The 14,227-nt window shown below is 54.2% G+C and carries 14 protein-coding genes and 1 tRNA gene; 9 read left to right on the top strand and 6 right to left on the bottom strand.

Translation table 11 applies throughout. The features are described from left to right. Positions 1-91 precede the first annotated feature (91 nt). Positions 92-1,750: a glycerone kinase gene (locus I6L54_RS04460; RefSeq protein WP_040230551.1), complete on the bottom strand. Its 1,659-nt coding sequence runs from the start codon at positions 1,748-1,750 to the stop codon at positions 92-94. Between the two features lie 151 nt (positions 1,751-1,901). On the opposite strand from I6L54_RS04460, the gene I6L54_RS04465 reads away from it, so the two are divergent. From I6L54_RS04465 to dhaR, 3 genes are all read left to right on the top strand, one after another. Continuing rightward, entirely contained in the window at positions 1,902-2,075 is a 174-nt protein-coding gene (locus I6L54_RS04465) for a hypothetical protein (protein ID WP_217124633.1), read from the top strand. Between the two features lie 237 nt (positions 2,076-2,312). After that, complete coding sequence (locus I6L54_RS04470; RefSeq protein WP_040230552.1) at positions 2,313-3,410, top strand: glycerol dehydrogenase; 1,098 nt, start codon at positions 2,313-2,315, stop codon at positions 3,408-3,410. A 92-nt stretch (positions 3,411-3,502) separates the two neighbouring features. Beyond that, positions 3,503-5,428 (top strand): dihydroxyacetone kinase operon transcriptional regulator DhaR, encoded by a 1,926-nt coding sequence (dhaR, locus tag I6L54_RS04475; protein ID WP_040230563.1) that lies wholly within the window; start codon positions 3,503-3,505, stop codon positions 5,426-5,428. On the opposite strand, the gene I6L54_RS04480 is transcribed toward dhaR, so the two are convergent. From I6L54_RS04480 to I6L54_RS04495, 4 genes are read right to left on the bottom strand one after another with little or no spacing between them, the layout of a single operon-like run. Beyond that, positions 5,406-5,936 carry a cob(I)yrinic acid a,c-diamide adenosyltransferase gene (locus I6L54_RS04480; RefSeq protein WP_005131415.1) on the bottom strand — a complete coding sequence of 177 codons (531 nt, stop codon included), beginning with the start codon at positions 5,934-5,936 and terminating at the stop codon, positions 5,406-5,408. The two genes, dhaR and I6L54_RS04480, sit on opposite strands and share 23 nt — an antisense overlap. Beyond that, complete coding sequence (locus I6L54_RS04485; protein WP_005131414.1) at positions 5,937-6,290, bottom strand: glycerol dehydratase reactivase beta/small subunit family protein; 354 nt, start codon at positions 6,288-6,290, stop codon at positions 5,937-5,939. It lies immediately after the preceding gene. 15 nt (positions 6,291-6,305) lie between these two features. Further along, complete coding sequence (dhaT, locus tag I6L54_RS04490; RefSeq protein ID WP_005131413.1) at positions 6,306-7,469, bottom strand: 1,3-propanediol dehydrogenase; 1,164 nt, start codon at positions 7,467-7,469, stop codon at positions 6,306-6,308. A 22-nt stretch (positions 7,470-7,491) separates the two neighbouring features. Continuing rightward, positions 7,492-7,920, bottom strand: a complete 429-nt coding sequence (locus I6L54_RS04495; protein ID WP_040230553.1) for a GlcG/HbpS family heme-binding protein — start codon at positions 7,918-7,920, stop codon at positions 7,492-7,494. Between the two features lie 391 nt (positions 7,921-8,311). Between I6L54_RS04495 and I6L54_RS04500 the strand changes: the two genes are divergently transcribed. The 5 genes from I6L54_RS04500 to I6L54_RS04520 all read left to right on the top strand — a co-directional run bounded on the left by I6L54_RS04500 (position 8,312) and on the right by I6L54_RS04520 (position 13,265). Further along, positions 8,312-9,979: a propanediol/glycerol family dehydratase large subunit gene (locus tag I6L54_RS04500; RefSeq protein ID WP_040230554.1), complete on the top strand. Its 1,668-nt coding sequence runs from the start codon at positions 8,312-8,314 to the stop codon at positions 9,977-9,979. Between the two features lie 11 nt (positions 9,980-9,990). Beyond that, positions 9,991-10,575, top strand: a complete 585-nt coding sequence (locus I6L54_RS04505) for a propanediol/glycerol family dehydratase medium subunit (protein ID WP_040230555.1) — start codon at positions 9,991-9,993, stop codon at positions 10,573-10,575. 2 nt (positions 10,576-10,577) lie between these two features. Continuing rightward, a complete protein-coding gene (locus tag I6L54_RS04510) occupies positions 10,578-11,006 on the top strand; it encodes a glycerol dehydratase small subunit DhaB3 (protein ID WP_005131409.1) in 429 nt (142 codons plus the stop codon). A 10-nt stretch (positions 11,007-11,016) separates the two neighbouring features. Then, complete coding sequence (locus I6L54_RS04515; protein WP_005131408.1) at positions 11,017-12,828, top strand: diol dehydratase reactivase subunit alpha; 1,812 nt, start codon at positions 11,017-11,019, stop codon at positions 12,826-12,828. 113 nt (positions 12,829-12,941) lie between these two features. After that, positions 12,942-13,265 carry a DUF1889 family protein gene (locus I6L54_RS04520; protein ID WP_072041418.1) on the top strand — a complete coding sequence of 108 codons (324 nt, stop codon included), beginning with the start codon at positions 12,942-12,944 and terminating at the stop codon, positions 13,263-13,265. 228 nt (positions 13,266-13,493) lie between these two features. On the opposite strand, the gene I6L54_RS04525 is transcribed toward I6L54_RS04520, so the two are convergent. Beyond that, positions 13,494-13,569 (bottom strand) — tRNA-Ile (locus tag I6L54_RS04525). A gap of 124 nt (positions 13,570-13,693) precedes the next feature. Here I6L54_RS04525 and mug point away from each other — a divergent pair. Continuing rightward, the gene (gene mug / locus I6L54_RS04530; protein ID WP_005131406.1) at positions 13,694-14,200 is read left to right on the top strand and encodes a G/U mismatch-specific DNA glycosylase; all 507 of its coding nucleotides are present in this window, start codon (positions 13,694-13,696) and stop codon (positions 14,198-14,200) included. Positions 14,201-14,227: the final 27 nt, after the last annotated feature.

The following is a 14,227-nucleotide window of genomic DNA, read 5'->3' on the forward strand; positions in this document are numbered from 1 at the left end:
CTTCGCCGGATGGCGGCGCAAGCGCCTTATCCGGCCTACAAAGCTTTGCACTCGTAGGCCTGATAAGCGCAGCGCATCAGGCACTTATGGCTTATCCCAGCTCACTCTCTGCCAGCGCTTTAAACACCATTGCGACGGCGTGCGCGCCGGGGTCCATATTGCCCAGCAGGCTTTCGCCGCTGAGATATGATGCGCGACCCGCGTTGGCTTTGCTCGACAGACAGGTACGTTCTGCGCCTGCTTGTGCGGCGTCAAAAGCGGCTTGCAGGTTTTGCGGTTGTGCCAGCAGAGATGTCAGTGCGGGTTGCAGCGCATCAATCATCGTACGGTCACCTTCGTCTGCACCACCGTAGAACTTCATCTGCGCCAGCCCTGTGTTCAGGGCTTCGGCAACATCAGTCCCTTGCTCCAGCTTTTGACCGGCGGCGGTAAAGAAGATGGACATCAGTACGCCGCTGGACCCGCCCATCACCACGGTCAGGCGTTCGCCGATCAGGGCGAACAGCGTGGCGAGGTTATCCAGTGGAAGCTGCTGACGATGCAGCAGGTCAGCGATTTCACGCGCACCAGCGGCAAAAGTTGAACCCGTATCACCATCGCCTACTTTGGCATCCAGCGCGTTGAGGTGTGTTTCCAGATCGGAAAGTGTTCCGGTGACCTGCTCAATAATCCCGGCGACCAGCGTGTTGGCTGAGGGCTGGAATTCGACACGCGCGCTGCGCTGCGATGACGGCACACAGTTGATTTCGCGTGGTGGGACAGGCGTCGGCCAGCTGCTGGTTTCTACTTCGGTTAACAGTGCTTTTTCGATGCTCTCTTCCAGTACGATGGCGGTCAGCGAGAAACCTTTCATATCCAGGGCGGTGACCAGCGAGCCCGGGCCAATCAGCCAGTCGATACGCGGATGCAGTGGGCTGTTTGCCAGTTCACGAGTGATAATCGCCATTTCAGCAACGGACACGCCGCCCAGATTATTAATCATCACCGCCAGACGGCCGGTTTCAGGCAGTGCCGCCAGCAGTTTATCGACCATCAGAGCCACCACCTGCGCACTGTTTTGCGTGTTGATAACCGAAGCACCCGGTTCGCCGTGAATGCCCATGCCCAGTTCGGCATGGCCCGCATGGTGGCGCGGGGCGGCGTCAGTTTCCTGCGGCAGATGGCAACTGGAAATGGCGACGCCCAGGCTGAAGGTGTTACTTGCTGCATACTGCGCTTCACGCAGGACGGTAGCGAGGTTGTAGCCGCGTTCAGCGAAATAGCCTGCCACTTTATGTACCAGGATAGTGCCCGCAATCCCGCGAGGATGCTTGTTATCCGGCAGGGAGATATCGTCGCCGACAATAAGCATTTCGACGTTATAGCCAAGGCGGCGTGCTTTTTCGGCGGCGAGGCCGAAGTTAAGACGATCGCCGGTGTAATTTTTAACGATCAACAAACAGCCAGCCTCGCCAGTTACCGCCTGGATTGCGGTAAGCACTGCATCTACGCTCGGGGACGCAAACACGTCGCCACAAACTGCCGCGGTCAACATCCCTTTGCCGATAAAGCCAACGTGGGCGGGTTCGTGTCCTGAGCCACCACCAGAGATCACCGCCACGTTATCTTTGTTGAGATCGCGACGTACCACGATGCGAATAGCCGGATCGCTTTCCAGACGCGCCAGATTGTTCCACGGACTGGTGATAATCGTACCGTCGATGACGTCGTTAACGAGTTGGGTACGCTGATTAAAAAAGAATTGAGACATAACGGCTCCTCGAGGTTGAGTGTAAGACAAACCCCCGAATGCATTGTCATGGTGCGGAGGCGATGGGGAGATTCTGGCGGAGTCAGCGTGGAAAAAAACAGCGGCAAAATGAGTTTCATTACGGAACGTAATTGTTATTTTTTGTTCCGTAATGGAACGTATTTTTGAGGAGAACGATCACAATGCGAGCCCGCTCGACTTTTTTATCGCCTTTTCAGTGCTGGCCACAGCGCACAGTAAACGTTTTGTTACTGCTTTTAACGGTGTCAGAGAGGGGAAAAGGGAATTTGATTTTCGCGTTCTGCAAGGATTTGTCGATAAATGAACGGATCGGGATCGCAAACCTTAATATTTTCAGGGTTAACCGTTTCAATATGGAACGCATGTCATTTTTATCTGTTTCATATCAGAACAAAAAGATGAATGATTTTTTTGTTCCCGCCTCGCCATACAGTTATTGCATCGCTCCGGTACCTCCCGTTTTCGCCGTTCGCAACAGGCTAAACAGGTTAACGCCAGGGCTCACCATGTAAAAACATGTACTTATTTGAGGATGAAAGGAATGCTAAAAGTTATTCAATCTCCAGCCAAATATCTCCAGGGTCCTGACGCTTCTACCTTATTTGGTCAATACGCTAAAAATCTGGCAGACAGCTTTTTCGTGATTGCAGATGACTTCGTCATGAAACTGGCGGGAGACAAAGTACTCAATGGCCTGCACAGCCACGGTATTAGTTGTCACGCGGAACGCTTCAATGGTGAATGTAGCCATGTCGAAATTAATCGCCTGATTGCCATTCTGAAGCAGCACGGTTGCCGTGGTGTGGTTGGGATTGGCGGTGGGAAAACGCTGGATACAGCCAAAGCGATTGGCTACTACCAGAAACTGCCGGTGGTGGTGATTCCAACTATCGCCTCAACTGATGCGCCAACCAGTGCGCTGTCTGTTATCTATACCGAAGCCGGTGAGTTCGAAGAGTATCTGATCTACCCGAAAAATCCGGATATGGTTGTCATGGATTCGGCAATTATCGCCAAAGCGCCGGTACGTCTGCTGGTGGCCGGGATGGGCGATGCGCTCTCGACCTGGTTTGAAGCAAAAGCGTGTTTTGATGCCAGAGCGACCAGCATGGCGGGGGGGCAGTCCACGGCGGCGGCCCTGAGCCTGGCGCGCTTGTGCTATGATACGCTGCTGGCAGAAGGTGAAAAGGCTCGTCTGGCGGCGCAGGCTGGCGTGGTGACCGACGCGCTGGAACGTATCGTGGAAGCGAACACCTATCTCAGCGGCATTGGCTTTGAAAGCAGTGGTCTTGCGGGCGCACACGCCATCCACAATGGCTTCACCATTCTGGAAGAGTGTCACCATTTGTACCACGGTGAAAAAGTGGCGTTTGGTACGCTGGCGCAACTGGTGCTGCAGAACAGCCCGATGGAAGAGATCGAAACGGTGCTGAACTTCTGCCAGAAAGTGGATCTGCCGGTAACGCTGGCGCAAATGGGTGTGAAAGACGGCATCGACGCTAAGATTATGGCCGTTGCGAAAGCCACCTGCGCGGAAGGTGAAACCATTCACAATATGCCGTTCCCGGTGACGCCTGAAAGCGTCCATGCCGCTATTCTGACGGCAGACCTGCTGGGACAGCAGTGGCTGGCGCGTTAATCAGACGTCGGTAAGCCTTTTATTCGGCATCTTCTCCCCCTCTGGCAGTCTCTGCCGGAGGGGTTGTCTATGGTAAAACAGCGGAAATGGATATGACGGCGCACATTCATGGCATCGGGAAGGAAGTCTCTTCGGTCATTGCTCAGTCATGGCATCGTTGCAGCAAGTTTATGCAGCGGGAAACCTGGCAGGCACCGCATCAGGCGCAGGGACTGACTTTTGCGTCGATTTGTCGCCGTAAGACTGCGTTGCTGACGATTGGGCAGGCCGCGCTGGAAGATGCCTGGGAGTTTATGGATGGACGTCCGTGCGCGCTGCTGATTCTGGATGAATCGGCTTGTATTCTCAGCCGATGCGGCGATCCGCAGACGGTGGAACAGCTGGCGGAGCTTGGGTTTCGTGATGGCAGCTACTGTGCGGAAAGCATTATCGGTAGTTGTGCGCTATCGCTGGCAACGATGCCAGGGCAGCCGACAAAAACCTCTGGCGATCAGCATTTTAAGCAGGCGCTGCATCCGTGGTCGTTCTGCTCTACCCCGGTCTTCGATAACCATGGGCGGCTGTTTGGCTCTATTTCCCTGTGCTGCCTGGTGGAGCATGAGTCCGTTTCTGATCTCTCCCTGACGCTGGCGATTGCCAGAGAAGTCGGCAACTCTTTACTGACCGACAGTCTGTTGGCCGAATCTAACCGCCATCTGAATCAGATGTATGGGCTGTTGGAGAGCATGGATGATGGCGTGATGGCGTGGAACGAACAGGGCGTGTTGCAGTTCCTCAATGCGCGCGCGGCGCTGCTTTTGCATCTCGACGTGCAGGCCAGCCAGGGAAAAAACATTAACGACTTGCTCAATCTGCCCATGCTGCTGCGCCGGGCGATCAAACATGCCCGTGGCCTGAATCACGTCGAAGTGACTTTCGAAAGCCAGCACCAGTTTGTTGATGCCGTCATTACCCTGAAGCCGATTGTTGAAGAGCAGGGCAACAGCTTTATTCTGCTGCTGCACCCGGTCGAACAAATGCGTCAGTTGATGACCAGCCAGCTCGGGAAAGTCAGCCACACCTTTGAACAGATGTCGACGGATGATCCGGAAACCCGTCGGCTGATCCATTTTGGTCGCCAGGCGGCGAGAGGGAGTTTCCCCATTCTGTTGTGTGGTGAAGAGGGGGTGGGTAAAGAGCTATTGAGCCAGGCTATTCACAATGAAAGTGAACGTGCCAGCGGGCCGTATATCGCCGTGAACTGCCAGCTGTATGCTAACAGCGTGCTGGGGCAGGATTTTATGGGCAGTGCGCCAACCGATGATGAAAACGGTCGGCTGAGCCGTCTTGAACTGGCGAACGGCGGTACGCTGTTTCTGGAAAAAATTGAGTACCTGGCACCAGAGTTGCAATCCGCGTTGTTGCAGGTTATCAAGCAGGGCGTATTGACACGCCTTGATGCCCGCCGCCTGATCCCGGTAGATGTTAAGGTGATCGCCACCACCACGGTTGATCTCGCCAACCTGGTAGAACAAAACCGCTTTAGCCGTCAGCTGTATTATGCGCTGCACTCTTTTGAGATAGTGATCCCACCACTGCGGGTGCGGCGTAACAGTATTCCCTCGCTGATTTATACGCGGCTGAATAGCCTGAAAAAACGCTTTTCAACCAGCCTGAAAATTGATGACGACGCGCTGGCGCAACTGGTGGCCTACTCGTGGCCGGGCAATGATTTTGAGCTCAACAGCATTATCGAAAATATCGCCATTAGTAGCGACAATGGCCATATTCGCCTGAGTAATTTGCCGGATTATCTGTTTGCCGAACGTCCGGGTCTGGAGACGGCGTCTTCACTGCTGCCAGCCAGTCTGACGTTTACCGCCATCGAAAAAGAGGCGATTATCCATGCCGCCCGCGTCACCAGCGGACGTGTGCAGGAAATGTCGCAACTGTTGAATATTGGCCGCACAACTTTGTGGCGCAAGATGAAGCAGTACGACATCGATGCCAGCCAGTTTAAGCGCAAACATCTGGAGTAGTTTCTTCGATTCTGGCCATCGAAAACAGCGCATCTGACAGACGATTGATGTAACGCTTAAGCTCATCACGCAGCGCCAACGTTCTGTCCATGGCGATGAGGAGTCGCTCCAGCCGACGCGCCAGCGTGCGCGCAACATGCAACTGTGCCGATGCGAGATTTTTCCCCGGAATAACAAACTCTTTTAGCGGGCCGCTTTGCGTCATATTGCGATCAATAAGCAGCTCCAACGCCTGAATATCCTCGGGGCTAATCGTCCGCGTTAAGCGAGCAAGGCCCTTCTCATCGCTGGCAAGTTCCGCGCCGAGAACAAACAGCATCTTCTGGATGGTATGTAAATCCTGGCGAAGCTCTGTCAGGTGCGTGCTGGCGTAGCATACGCCAAGCTGGGAAATCAGTTCGTCCACGGTGCCATAGGCATTCACGCGGATATCGTCTTTGTCGATACGGCTGCCGCCAAACAGCGCGGTCGTGCCCTTATCACCAGTGCGGGTATAGATACGGTACATTTATGTTATCTCGCTGAAAGGAAGCACTTTGACCAGTTGACCGGCATTGGCGCCAAGCGTGCGGATCTGCGCCATTCCGGCGGTAATATGACCACCGACCAGCGCCCGATCCTCGGGCAACTGGGCGTGGGTTAAAGCAATATCACCCGTGGCGTTAAGACCAAGACCGACACGCAGCGTTGAGCTTTTGGCCGCAAGTTTGCTCAAGGCCAGCGCACAGTCATTCCCGTCGCAACAGACCGTCCGGCATGGGACGCCTTGTTCTTCCAGTCCCCAGCACAGCTCATCAAGCGCGCGGGTATCCTGCCAGCGTGGGTGATAAAACAGATGTACGCTCGGTGATGAAAGTGACATCGCGCCCCCTTTGGATTAGAAAGCCTGACGGAAGATCTCAGCGATCTCTTTCTCGTTCCCTTTACGCGGGTTCGAGAACGCGTTGCCGTCTTTCAGCGCCATTTCCGCCATGTAAGGGAAATCGGCTTCTTTGACGCCCAGCTCCTGCAAATGCTGTGGGATGCCAATATCGGCGGAAAGACGGGCGATGGCGTGAATGGCCAGTTCGGCAGCATCCATGGTGGAGAGTCCGTCCGTGTTTTCGCCCATAAACTCTGCGATGTCGGCAAATTTTTCCGGGTTGGCGATCAGGTTATAGCGCGCCACGTGCGGCAGCAGTACGGCATTTGCCACGCCGTGCGGCATGTCGTACAGACCGCCAAGCTGATGCGCCATGGCGTGAACGTAGCCGAGATTGGCGTTGTTGAAAGCCATACCGGCCAGCAGCGAAGCGTAGGCCATGTTTTCACGGGCTTTCAGGTTGCTGCCCAGCGCGACAGCCTGACGTAAATTACGGGCGATCAGACGGATCGCCTGGATAGCGGCGGCATCGGTGACCGGGTTGGCGTCTTTGGAAATGTAAGCTTCCACGGCATGAGTCAGAGCGTCCATCCCGGTTGCGGCGGTAAGTGGGGCAGGTTTACCGAGCATCAGCAGCGGGTCATTAATGGAAACCGACGGCAGGTTACGCCAGCTGACGATCACGAATTTCACTTTGGTTTTGGTATTGGTCAGCACGCAGTGGCGGGTGACCTCGCTGGCCGTACCGGCAGTGGTATTCACCGCGACAATCGGCGGCAGCGGGTTGGTCAGGGTTTCAATCCCGGCATAGTTGTAGAGATCGCCTTCGTGAGTCGCCGCGATACCAATGCCTTTACCGCAGTCATGCGGGCTACCGCCGCCGACGGTAACGATAATATCGCACTGCTCTTTACGAAAGACCTCCAGACCGTCGCGCACGTTGGTGTCTTTAGGGTTCGGCTCTACGCCGTCAAATACGACCACCTCAATCCCGGCTTCACGCAGATGTGCCAGCGTTTTATCTACCGCACCGTCTTTTATCGCCCGCAGACCTTTATCGGTGACCAGCAGCGCTTTTTTACCGCCTAACAGTTTGCAGCGTTCGCCGACAACGGAAATAGCATTGGGGCCAAAGAAGTTCACATTTGGCACCAGGTAATCAAACATACGATAGCTCATAATATACCTTCTTAGATTTAAATTATAATTCAGAGAAACAATTCAGTGCGGTTTCTGCTAATAATCTGTCTTGTTCCACGGTGCCGCCACTAACGCCAACGGCACCAATTAATTTACCGTTTAATATGACGGGTAAACCGCCGCCGAAAATAACAATGCGCTGTTGGTTGGTAAGCTGTAAACCATATAGAGAAGCACCTGGTTGTACTGCATCGGTAATTTCATGGGTACCCTGGCGCAGGCAGCAGGCGGTATACGCTTTATTAAGAGAGATATCACAGCTGGTGACAAACGCCTCGTCCATGCGTTGCATTAGCAGCGTATTCCCACCGCGATCCACCACGGAAAAGACCACCGGAACGCTGATCTCAAGCGCTTTAGCCTCAACGGCCTGCGCCATTTTTTTTGCAGCCTCCAGCGTAATGGTGGCAATTTGTTGGCTCTTATTCACAGTTTCTCCTGACAAGGTTGTAGGGCTGAGGTCACGAAACATATCGCGCAACAGCTATTTTTATCATTGGCTTTACCTTATTTTCTCGCCGTGCGTTATTAAGTCAATAGGGCGAAAATTTCAAAGATATTAAATTCACCTTCCCGGTTTTGCGTTTATTGATAATGATCATTTAACCTCGTCACAATTCACGATGGATATTCCTGAATTGCGTTTCAATATGAAACGATGCGTTTTTATTAGGTACCAAATTGGAACGTAATTAATTTTATTTTTTTATCGGCCTGCTCATTTAAAGTTCGGCTATTGCTGATAAAGGCGATTGCTGGGGGGTAGAGCACCAGCGATACAGCCTGGCGTCCCTATTCTTTATCTTTTGAGTCCATAAACTATGAGAAGATCAAAACGATTCGAAGTCCTTGCGAAGCGCCCTGTAAATCAGGATGGGCTTATTGGCGAATGGCCGGAAGAAGGTCTGATCGCCATGGAAAGTCCCTACGATCCGGCCTCTTCTGTGAAGGTGGAAAAGGGTCGTATTGTTGAACTGGACGGCAAGAGCCGCGCACAGTTCGACATGATTGACCGCTTTATCGCCGACTACGCGATAAACGTGGCTGAAACCGAGCGCGCCATGCAGCTCGACGCACTGGAGATCGCCAGAATGCTGGTGGATATCCACGTCAGTCGCGAAGAGATCATTGCCATTACCACTGCTATTACCCCGGCGAAAGCGGTGGAGGTGATGGCGAAAATGAACGTGGTAGAGATGATGATGGCGCTGCAAAAAATGCGCGCCCGACGCACCCCTTCTAACCAGTGCCACGTGACCAACCTGAAAGATAATCCGGTGCAGATTGCCGCTGATGCCGCTGAAGCGGGGATTCGTGGTTTTTCCGAGCAGGAAACGACAGTCGGGATTGCCCGCTATGCGCCGTTTAACGCCCTTGCGCTGTTGGTCGGTTCTCAGTGTGGTCGCCCTGGCGTACTGACACAATGTTCTGTTGAAGAGGCTACTGAGCTGGAGCTGGGAATGCGTGGGTTAACCAGCTACGCCGAAACGGTGTCGGTCTACGGAACGGAGTCGGTCTTCACTGACGGCGACGATACGCCGTGGTCAAAAGCGTTTCTCGCCTCGGCCTATGCGTCCCGCGGCCTGAAGATGCGCTATACCTCCGGTACCGGTTCGGAAGCCTTGATGGGCTATTCCGAGAGTAAATCGATGTTGTACCTGGAATCCCGCTGCATTTTCATTACTAAGGGTGCGGGCGTGCAGGGGCTGCAAAACGGCGCGGTCAGCTGTATCGGCATGACCGGCGCAGTGCCGTCGGGTATTCGCGCCGTGCTGGCAGAAAACCTGATTGCGTCGATGCTCGACCTTGAAGTGGCCTCGGCCAATGACCAGACCTTCTCACACTCTGATATTCGCCGTACCGCCCGCACCCTGATGCAGATGCTGCCCGGCACCGACTTTATCTTCTCTGGTTATAGCGCCGTCCCCAACTACGACAACATGTTTGCTGGTTCTAACTTCGATGCTGAAGACTTCGATGATTACAACATACTGCAACGTGATCTGATGGTTGACGGCGGCCTGCGCCCGGTAACCGAAGAAGAAACCATCGCCATCCGTAACAAGGCGGCGCGGGCTATTCAGGCGGTATTCCGCGAACTGGGCCTGCCGACAATCAGTGATGAGGAAGTGGAGGCTGCCACCTACGCTCACGGCAGCAAAGACATGCCTGCGCGAAATGTGGTGGAAGATCTGGCGGCAGTGGAAGAGATGATGAAGCGCAACATTACCGGGCTGGATATCGTCGGGGCGCTAAGCGGTAGCGGATTTGAAGATATCGCCAGCAATATTCTCAATATGTTGAGACAGCGCGTGACCGGTGATTACCTGCAAACATCGGCCATTCTGGATCGTCAGTTCGACGTGGTCAGCGCCGTGAACGATATCAATGATTATCAGGGACCCGGCACCGGCTATCGCATCAGTGCCGAACGCTGGGCAGAAATTAAAAATATTGCGGGCGTGGTTCAGCCCAGCTCGATTGAATAAGGCGGTACACCGTGGAATGCACAACTGAACGTAAGCCCGTTTTTACCTTGCAGGTCAGTGAAGGCGAGGCGGCAAAAGCAGACGATCGCGCTGACGAAGTGGTGATTGGTGTCGGGCCGGCCTTTGGCAAGCACCAGCATAAGACCCTGATTGATATGCCGCACAACGCGATTCTGAAAGAGCTGGTGGCAGGGATTGAAGAAGAGGGACTGCATGCGCGGGTGGTGAGAATTCTGCGCACCTCGGATGTCTCTTTTATGGCGTGGGATGCGGCGAACCTCAGCGGCTCCGGCATCGGGATTGGTATTCAGTCAAAGGGAACCACAGTTATTCATCAGCGTGATTTGTTGCCCCTGAGTAACCTTGAACTCTTCTCTCAGGCCCCGCTGCTGACGTTGGAAACCTATCGCCAGATTGGAAAGAACGCTGCGCGCTATGCACGCAAAGAGTCACCCTCGCCGGTTCCGGTGGTCAATGACCAGATGGTGCGCCCTAAATTTATGGCCAAAGCCGCGCTGTTTCACATTAAAGAAACCAAGCATGTGGTGCAGGATGCTGCGCCTGTCACGCTGCATATTGCATTAGTAAGGGAATGACAATGAACGACAACATCATGACCGCGCAGGATTATCCTTTAGCTACCCGCTGCCCGGAGAAAATTCTGACCCCCACCGGGAAACCGCTAACCGATATCACCCTTGAGAATGTGCTGGCGGGACATGTGGGGCCGCAGGATGTGCGTATTTCTCAGCAAACGCTGGAGTATCAGGCGCAGATTGCCGAACAGATGCAACGTCACGCCGTGGCGCGCAACTTCCGCCGCGCGGCCGAACTGATTGCCATCCCGGATACCCGCATTCTGGAAATCTACAACGCACTACGTCCGTTCCGCTCTTCATTCGCGGAGTTACAGGCGATCGCTGATGAGCTGGAACATACCTGGCACGCGACGGTGAACGCCGGATTTGTGCGTGAATCGGCAGAGGTGTATCAGCAGAGAAACAAGCTGCGTAAAGGCAGCCAGTGACGGAGGGAATATGCCGTTAATCGCAGGGATTGATATCGGCAACGCCACCACGGAAGTGGCGTTGGCGCAGCATGGCCGGTTTATCGCCAGCGGGATTGTCGCGACCACGGGCATGAAAGGAACGCGGGACAATATTGCCGGGGTGGTCGCTTCCCTGCAGCAGGCGCTGGAAAAAACGCCATGGTCGCTTAACGATGTGGCGAAAATCTGTATCAATGAGGCCGCGCCGGTGATTGGTGATGTGGCGATGGAAACGATCACGGAAACCATTATTACCGAATCAACGATGATTGGGCATAACCCGCAAACGCCCGGCGGCGTTGGCGTGGGCATGGGAACCACCATCGCGGTGGAGAAGTTGGCGGCGTTGAGCGAAGATCGGTTTGCCCAGGGCTGGATCCCGTTGGTCGGCGAGGAGATGGATTTCCTCGAAGCCGTTTGGCTTATCAATGAGGCACTGGATCGCGGAATCAACGTGGTGGCGGCAATCCTGAAAAAAGATGATGGCGTGCTGGTGAACAATCGTCTGCGGCGAACTATGCCGGTGGTTGATGAAGTCACGCTGCTGGAAAAAGTGCCGGAGGGGGTGTTGGCGGCGGTCGAAGTCGCAGCCGCGGGCCAGGTTGTTCGTGCGCTGTCTAACCCCTACGGCATCGCCACGTTCTTTGCCCTGACGCCGGAGGAAACGCAAGCCATCGTCCCTATTGCCAGGGCGCTGATTGGTAACCGCTCCGCCGTGGTGCTGAAAACGCCGCAGGGTGATGTGCGCTCAAGGGTGATCCCGGCGGGTAAGATCTTTATCCGCGGAGAAAGGCGCGGCGACGAGGCTGACGTGGCGCAAGGGGCGCAGGCTATCATGCAGGCGATGAGCGCCTGTGCACCAGTGTGTGACATTCGCGGTGAAGCGGGAACGCACGCAGGCGGTATGTTGGAACGCGTGCGTAAGGTGATGGCATCGCTGTCCGGGCATGATATGAACGCGGTGCATATTCAGGATCTGCTGGCGGTTGATACGTTTATTCCGCGCAAGGTGCAGGGCGGCATCGCCGGAGAGTGTTCGATGGAAAATGCTGTCGGCATTGCGGCGATGGTGAAATCCGATCGTTTACAAATGCAGGCTATTGCCAGCGAGTTGAGCGCGCGATTAAACACCGCTGTTGAAGTGGGTGGTGTAGAGGCCAATATGGCCGTGACTGGCGCGTTAACGACGCCTGGATGTGCTGCGCCGCTGGCGATCCTCGATTTAGGCGCAGGTTCCACTGATGCAGCCATCATCAATAGCGAAGGTGCAGTCAAGGCGGTACATCTGGCCGGCGCGGGGAATATGGTCAGCCTGTTGATTCAGACGGAGCTGGGTCTGAGCGATCCGTTTCTGGCCGAGGAAATAAAAAAATACCCGCTGGCGAAAGTAGAGAGCCTGTTCAGTATTCGCCATGAGAACGGTGTGGTGGAGTTTTTCCGCGAACCACTCAGCCCGTCGGTGTTTGCCAAAGTGGTGTATCTGAAAGACGGCGAGCTGATCCCCGTGGATAACCAGACTTCGCTGGAAAAAATTCGTCTGGTGCGACGTCAGGCTAAGGAGAAGGTCTTTGTGACGAACTGTCTGCGTGCATTGCGCCAGGTGTCACCCGGCGGCTCCATTCGCGATATCACTTTTGTGGTGCTGGTGGGGGGCTCATCGCTGGATTTCGAAATCCCACAGATGATTACCGACGCGCTGGCACATTACGGGGTTGTCGCCGGACAGGGCAACATTCGTGGTACCGAAGGGCCGCGTAATGCGGTGGCGACCGGGCTGGTTTTGGCCGGAATGGCGAATTAATCGTGCAGAAAACAGCCGCCGCAAGCGTTTAGCTGCGGGGTAAATCAAATAAAGGCAACGTTCTCTTTGATATCCCGGCTGAGTTGGGTACATAGTATAAAAGTGTCTCTCACGTGGTTAATTTTAAGGATAAGAGCATGCCAACAGCAATTGAGAAAGCATTGGATTTTATTGGTGGTATGAACACCTCAGTGTCAGTACCCCATTCAATGGATGAAAGTACCGCTAAGGGAATCCTAAAGTATTTGTATGACTTAGGTGTGCCAGCGAGTCCGGAAGTTGTAATGGCACGGGGTGAGCAGGAGGGATGGAATCCTGAGTTCACGAAAAAAGTAGCCGGATGGGCAGAAAAAGTCGCCTCCGGTAACCGCATCCTTATCAAGAACCCAGAGTATTTTTCAACCTATATGCAGGAGCAGCTCAAAGAACTCGTGTGAGCTGACTATCGAATAAAACGCTAACGGACGTTTCCATCCCTGATGGCAGCGTCCTAATGGCATGCCAGCAATATGGGCTGGCGTATCGCATGATATACCTTATTCCCCGCATGGCGTGTTCCCAGAGACCATTACACATCCTGAACTACTCAATTGTTGGTTTGCCAACAATTGAATATATTTCCCATAACAAAAAGGACCTGCGATTTCTCGCAAGCCCTTGATATTTGGTGGCCCCTGCTGGACTTGAACCAGCGACCAAGCGATTATGAGTCGCCTGCTCTAACCACTGAGCTAAGGGGCCGTGGCGGTGGATTATAAAGTAACTCCGCGTTGCAATCCAGACATAAGCGTACGGATGCTGTTTTTATAAACAATGTATTTTCAGTTCGTTATACTTGTCCCTTGATGTATTGTTCGGAGTAATTATGGTTAAGGACATACTGGCGCCGGGGCTGCGGGTGGTGTTTTGCGGCATCAATCCGGGGCTGTCTTCCGCAGGGACAGGATTCCCCTTTGCACACCCCGCTAATCGCTTCTGGAAGGTCATCCATCAGGCGGGATTTACCGATCGTCAGCTTAAACCCGAAGAGGCGCAACACCTGCTGGACTTCCGCTGCGGCGTGACGAAATTTGTCGACAGACCAACGGTGCAAGCCAATGAAGTGAAGCTCCAGGAGATGCGTAACGGCGGTCGTCTGCTCATTGAGAAAATAGAAGAGTATCAGCCCGCCGCGCTCGCTATCCTTGGTAAGCAGGCGTTTGAGCAGGGGTTCAGTCAACGTGGCGCGCAGTGGGGAAAACAGACGCTGACCATTGGTGCGACGCAGATTTGGGTATTGCCGAACCCCAGTGGGTTAAGCCGGATCACGCTGGATAAACTGGTAGAGGCGTATCGGGAAGTTAATGTGGCGTTGAAGGCGCGCGGCCTGTAACTGCCGGAGCCTTAGGCTCCGGCGTCA

This window comes from Citrobacter pasteurii (assembly GCF_019047765.1).
Taxonomy (GTDB): domain Bacteria; phylum Pseudomonadota; class Gammaproteobacteria; order Enterobacterales; family Enterobacteriaceae; genus Citrobacter; species Citrobacter pasteurii.

What these genes read in the sequence shown, in the direction of transcription:
- I6L54_RS04460 (WP_040230551.1), bottom strand. Translation starts at nt 1,750, where the DNA reads ATGTCTCAATTCTTTTTTAATCAGCGTACCCAACTCGTTAACGACGTC.
- I6L54_RS04465 (WP_217124633.1), top strand. Translation starts at nt 1,902, where the DNA reads ATGGAACGTATTTTTGAGGAGAACGATCACAATGCGAGCCCGCTCGAC.
- I6L54_RS04470 (WP_040230552.1), top strand. Translation starts at nt 2,313, where the DNA reads ATGCTAAAAGTTATTCAATCTCCAGCCAAATATCTCCAGGGTCCTGAC.
- dhaR (WP_040230563.1), top strand. Translation starts at nt 3,503, where the DNA reads ATGACGGCGCACATTCATGGCATCGGGAAGGAAGTCTCTTCGGTCATT.
- I6L54_RS04480 (WP_005131415.1), bottom strand. Translation starts at nt 5,936, where the DNA reads ATGTACCGTATCTATACCCGCACTGGTGATAAGGGCACGACCGCGCTG.
- I6L54_RS04485 (WP_005131414.1), bottom strand. Translation starts at nt 6,290, where the DNA reads ATGTCACTTTCATCACCGAGCGTACATCTGTTTTATCACCCACGCTGG.
- dhaT (WP_005131413.1), bottom strand. Translation starts at nt 7,469, where the DNA reads ATGAGCTATCGTATGTTTGATTACCTGGTGCCAAATGTGAACTTCTTT.
- I6L54_RS04500 (WP_040230554.1), top strand. Translation starts at nt 8,312, where the DNA reads ATGAGAAGATCAAAACGATTCGAAGTCCTTGCGAAGCGCCCTGTAAAT.
- I6L54_RS04510 (WP_005131409.1), top strand. Translation starts at nt 10,578, where the DNA reads ATGAACGACAACATCATGACCGCGCAGGATTATCCTTTAGCTACCCGC.
- I6L54_RS04515 (WP_005131408.1), top strand. Translation starts at nt 11,017, where the DNA reads ATGCCGTTAATCGCAGGGATTGATATCGGCAACGCCACCACGGAAGTG.
- mug (WP_005131406.1), top strand. Translation starts at nt 13,694, where the DNA reads ATGGTTAAGGACATACTGGCGCCGGGGCTGCGGGTGGTGTTTTGCGGC.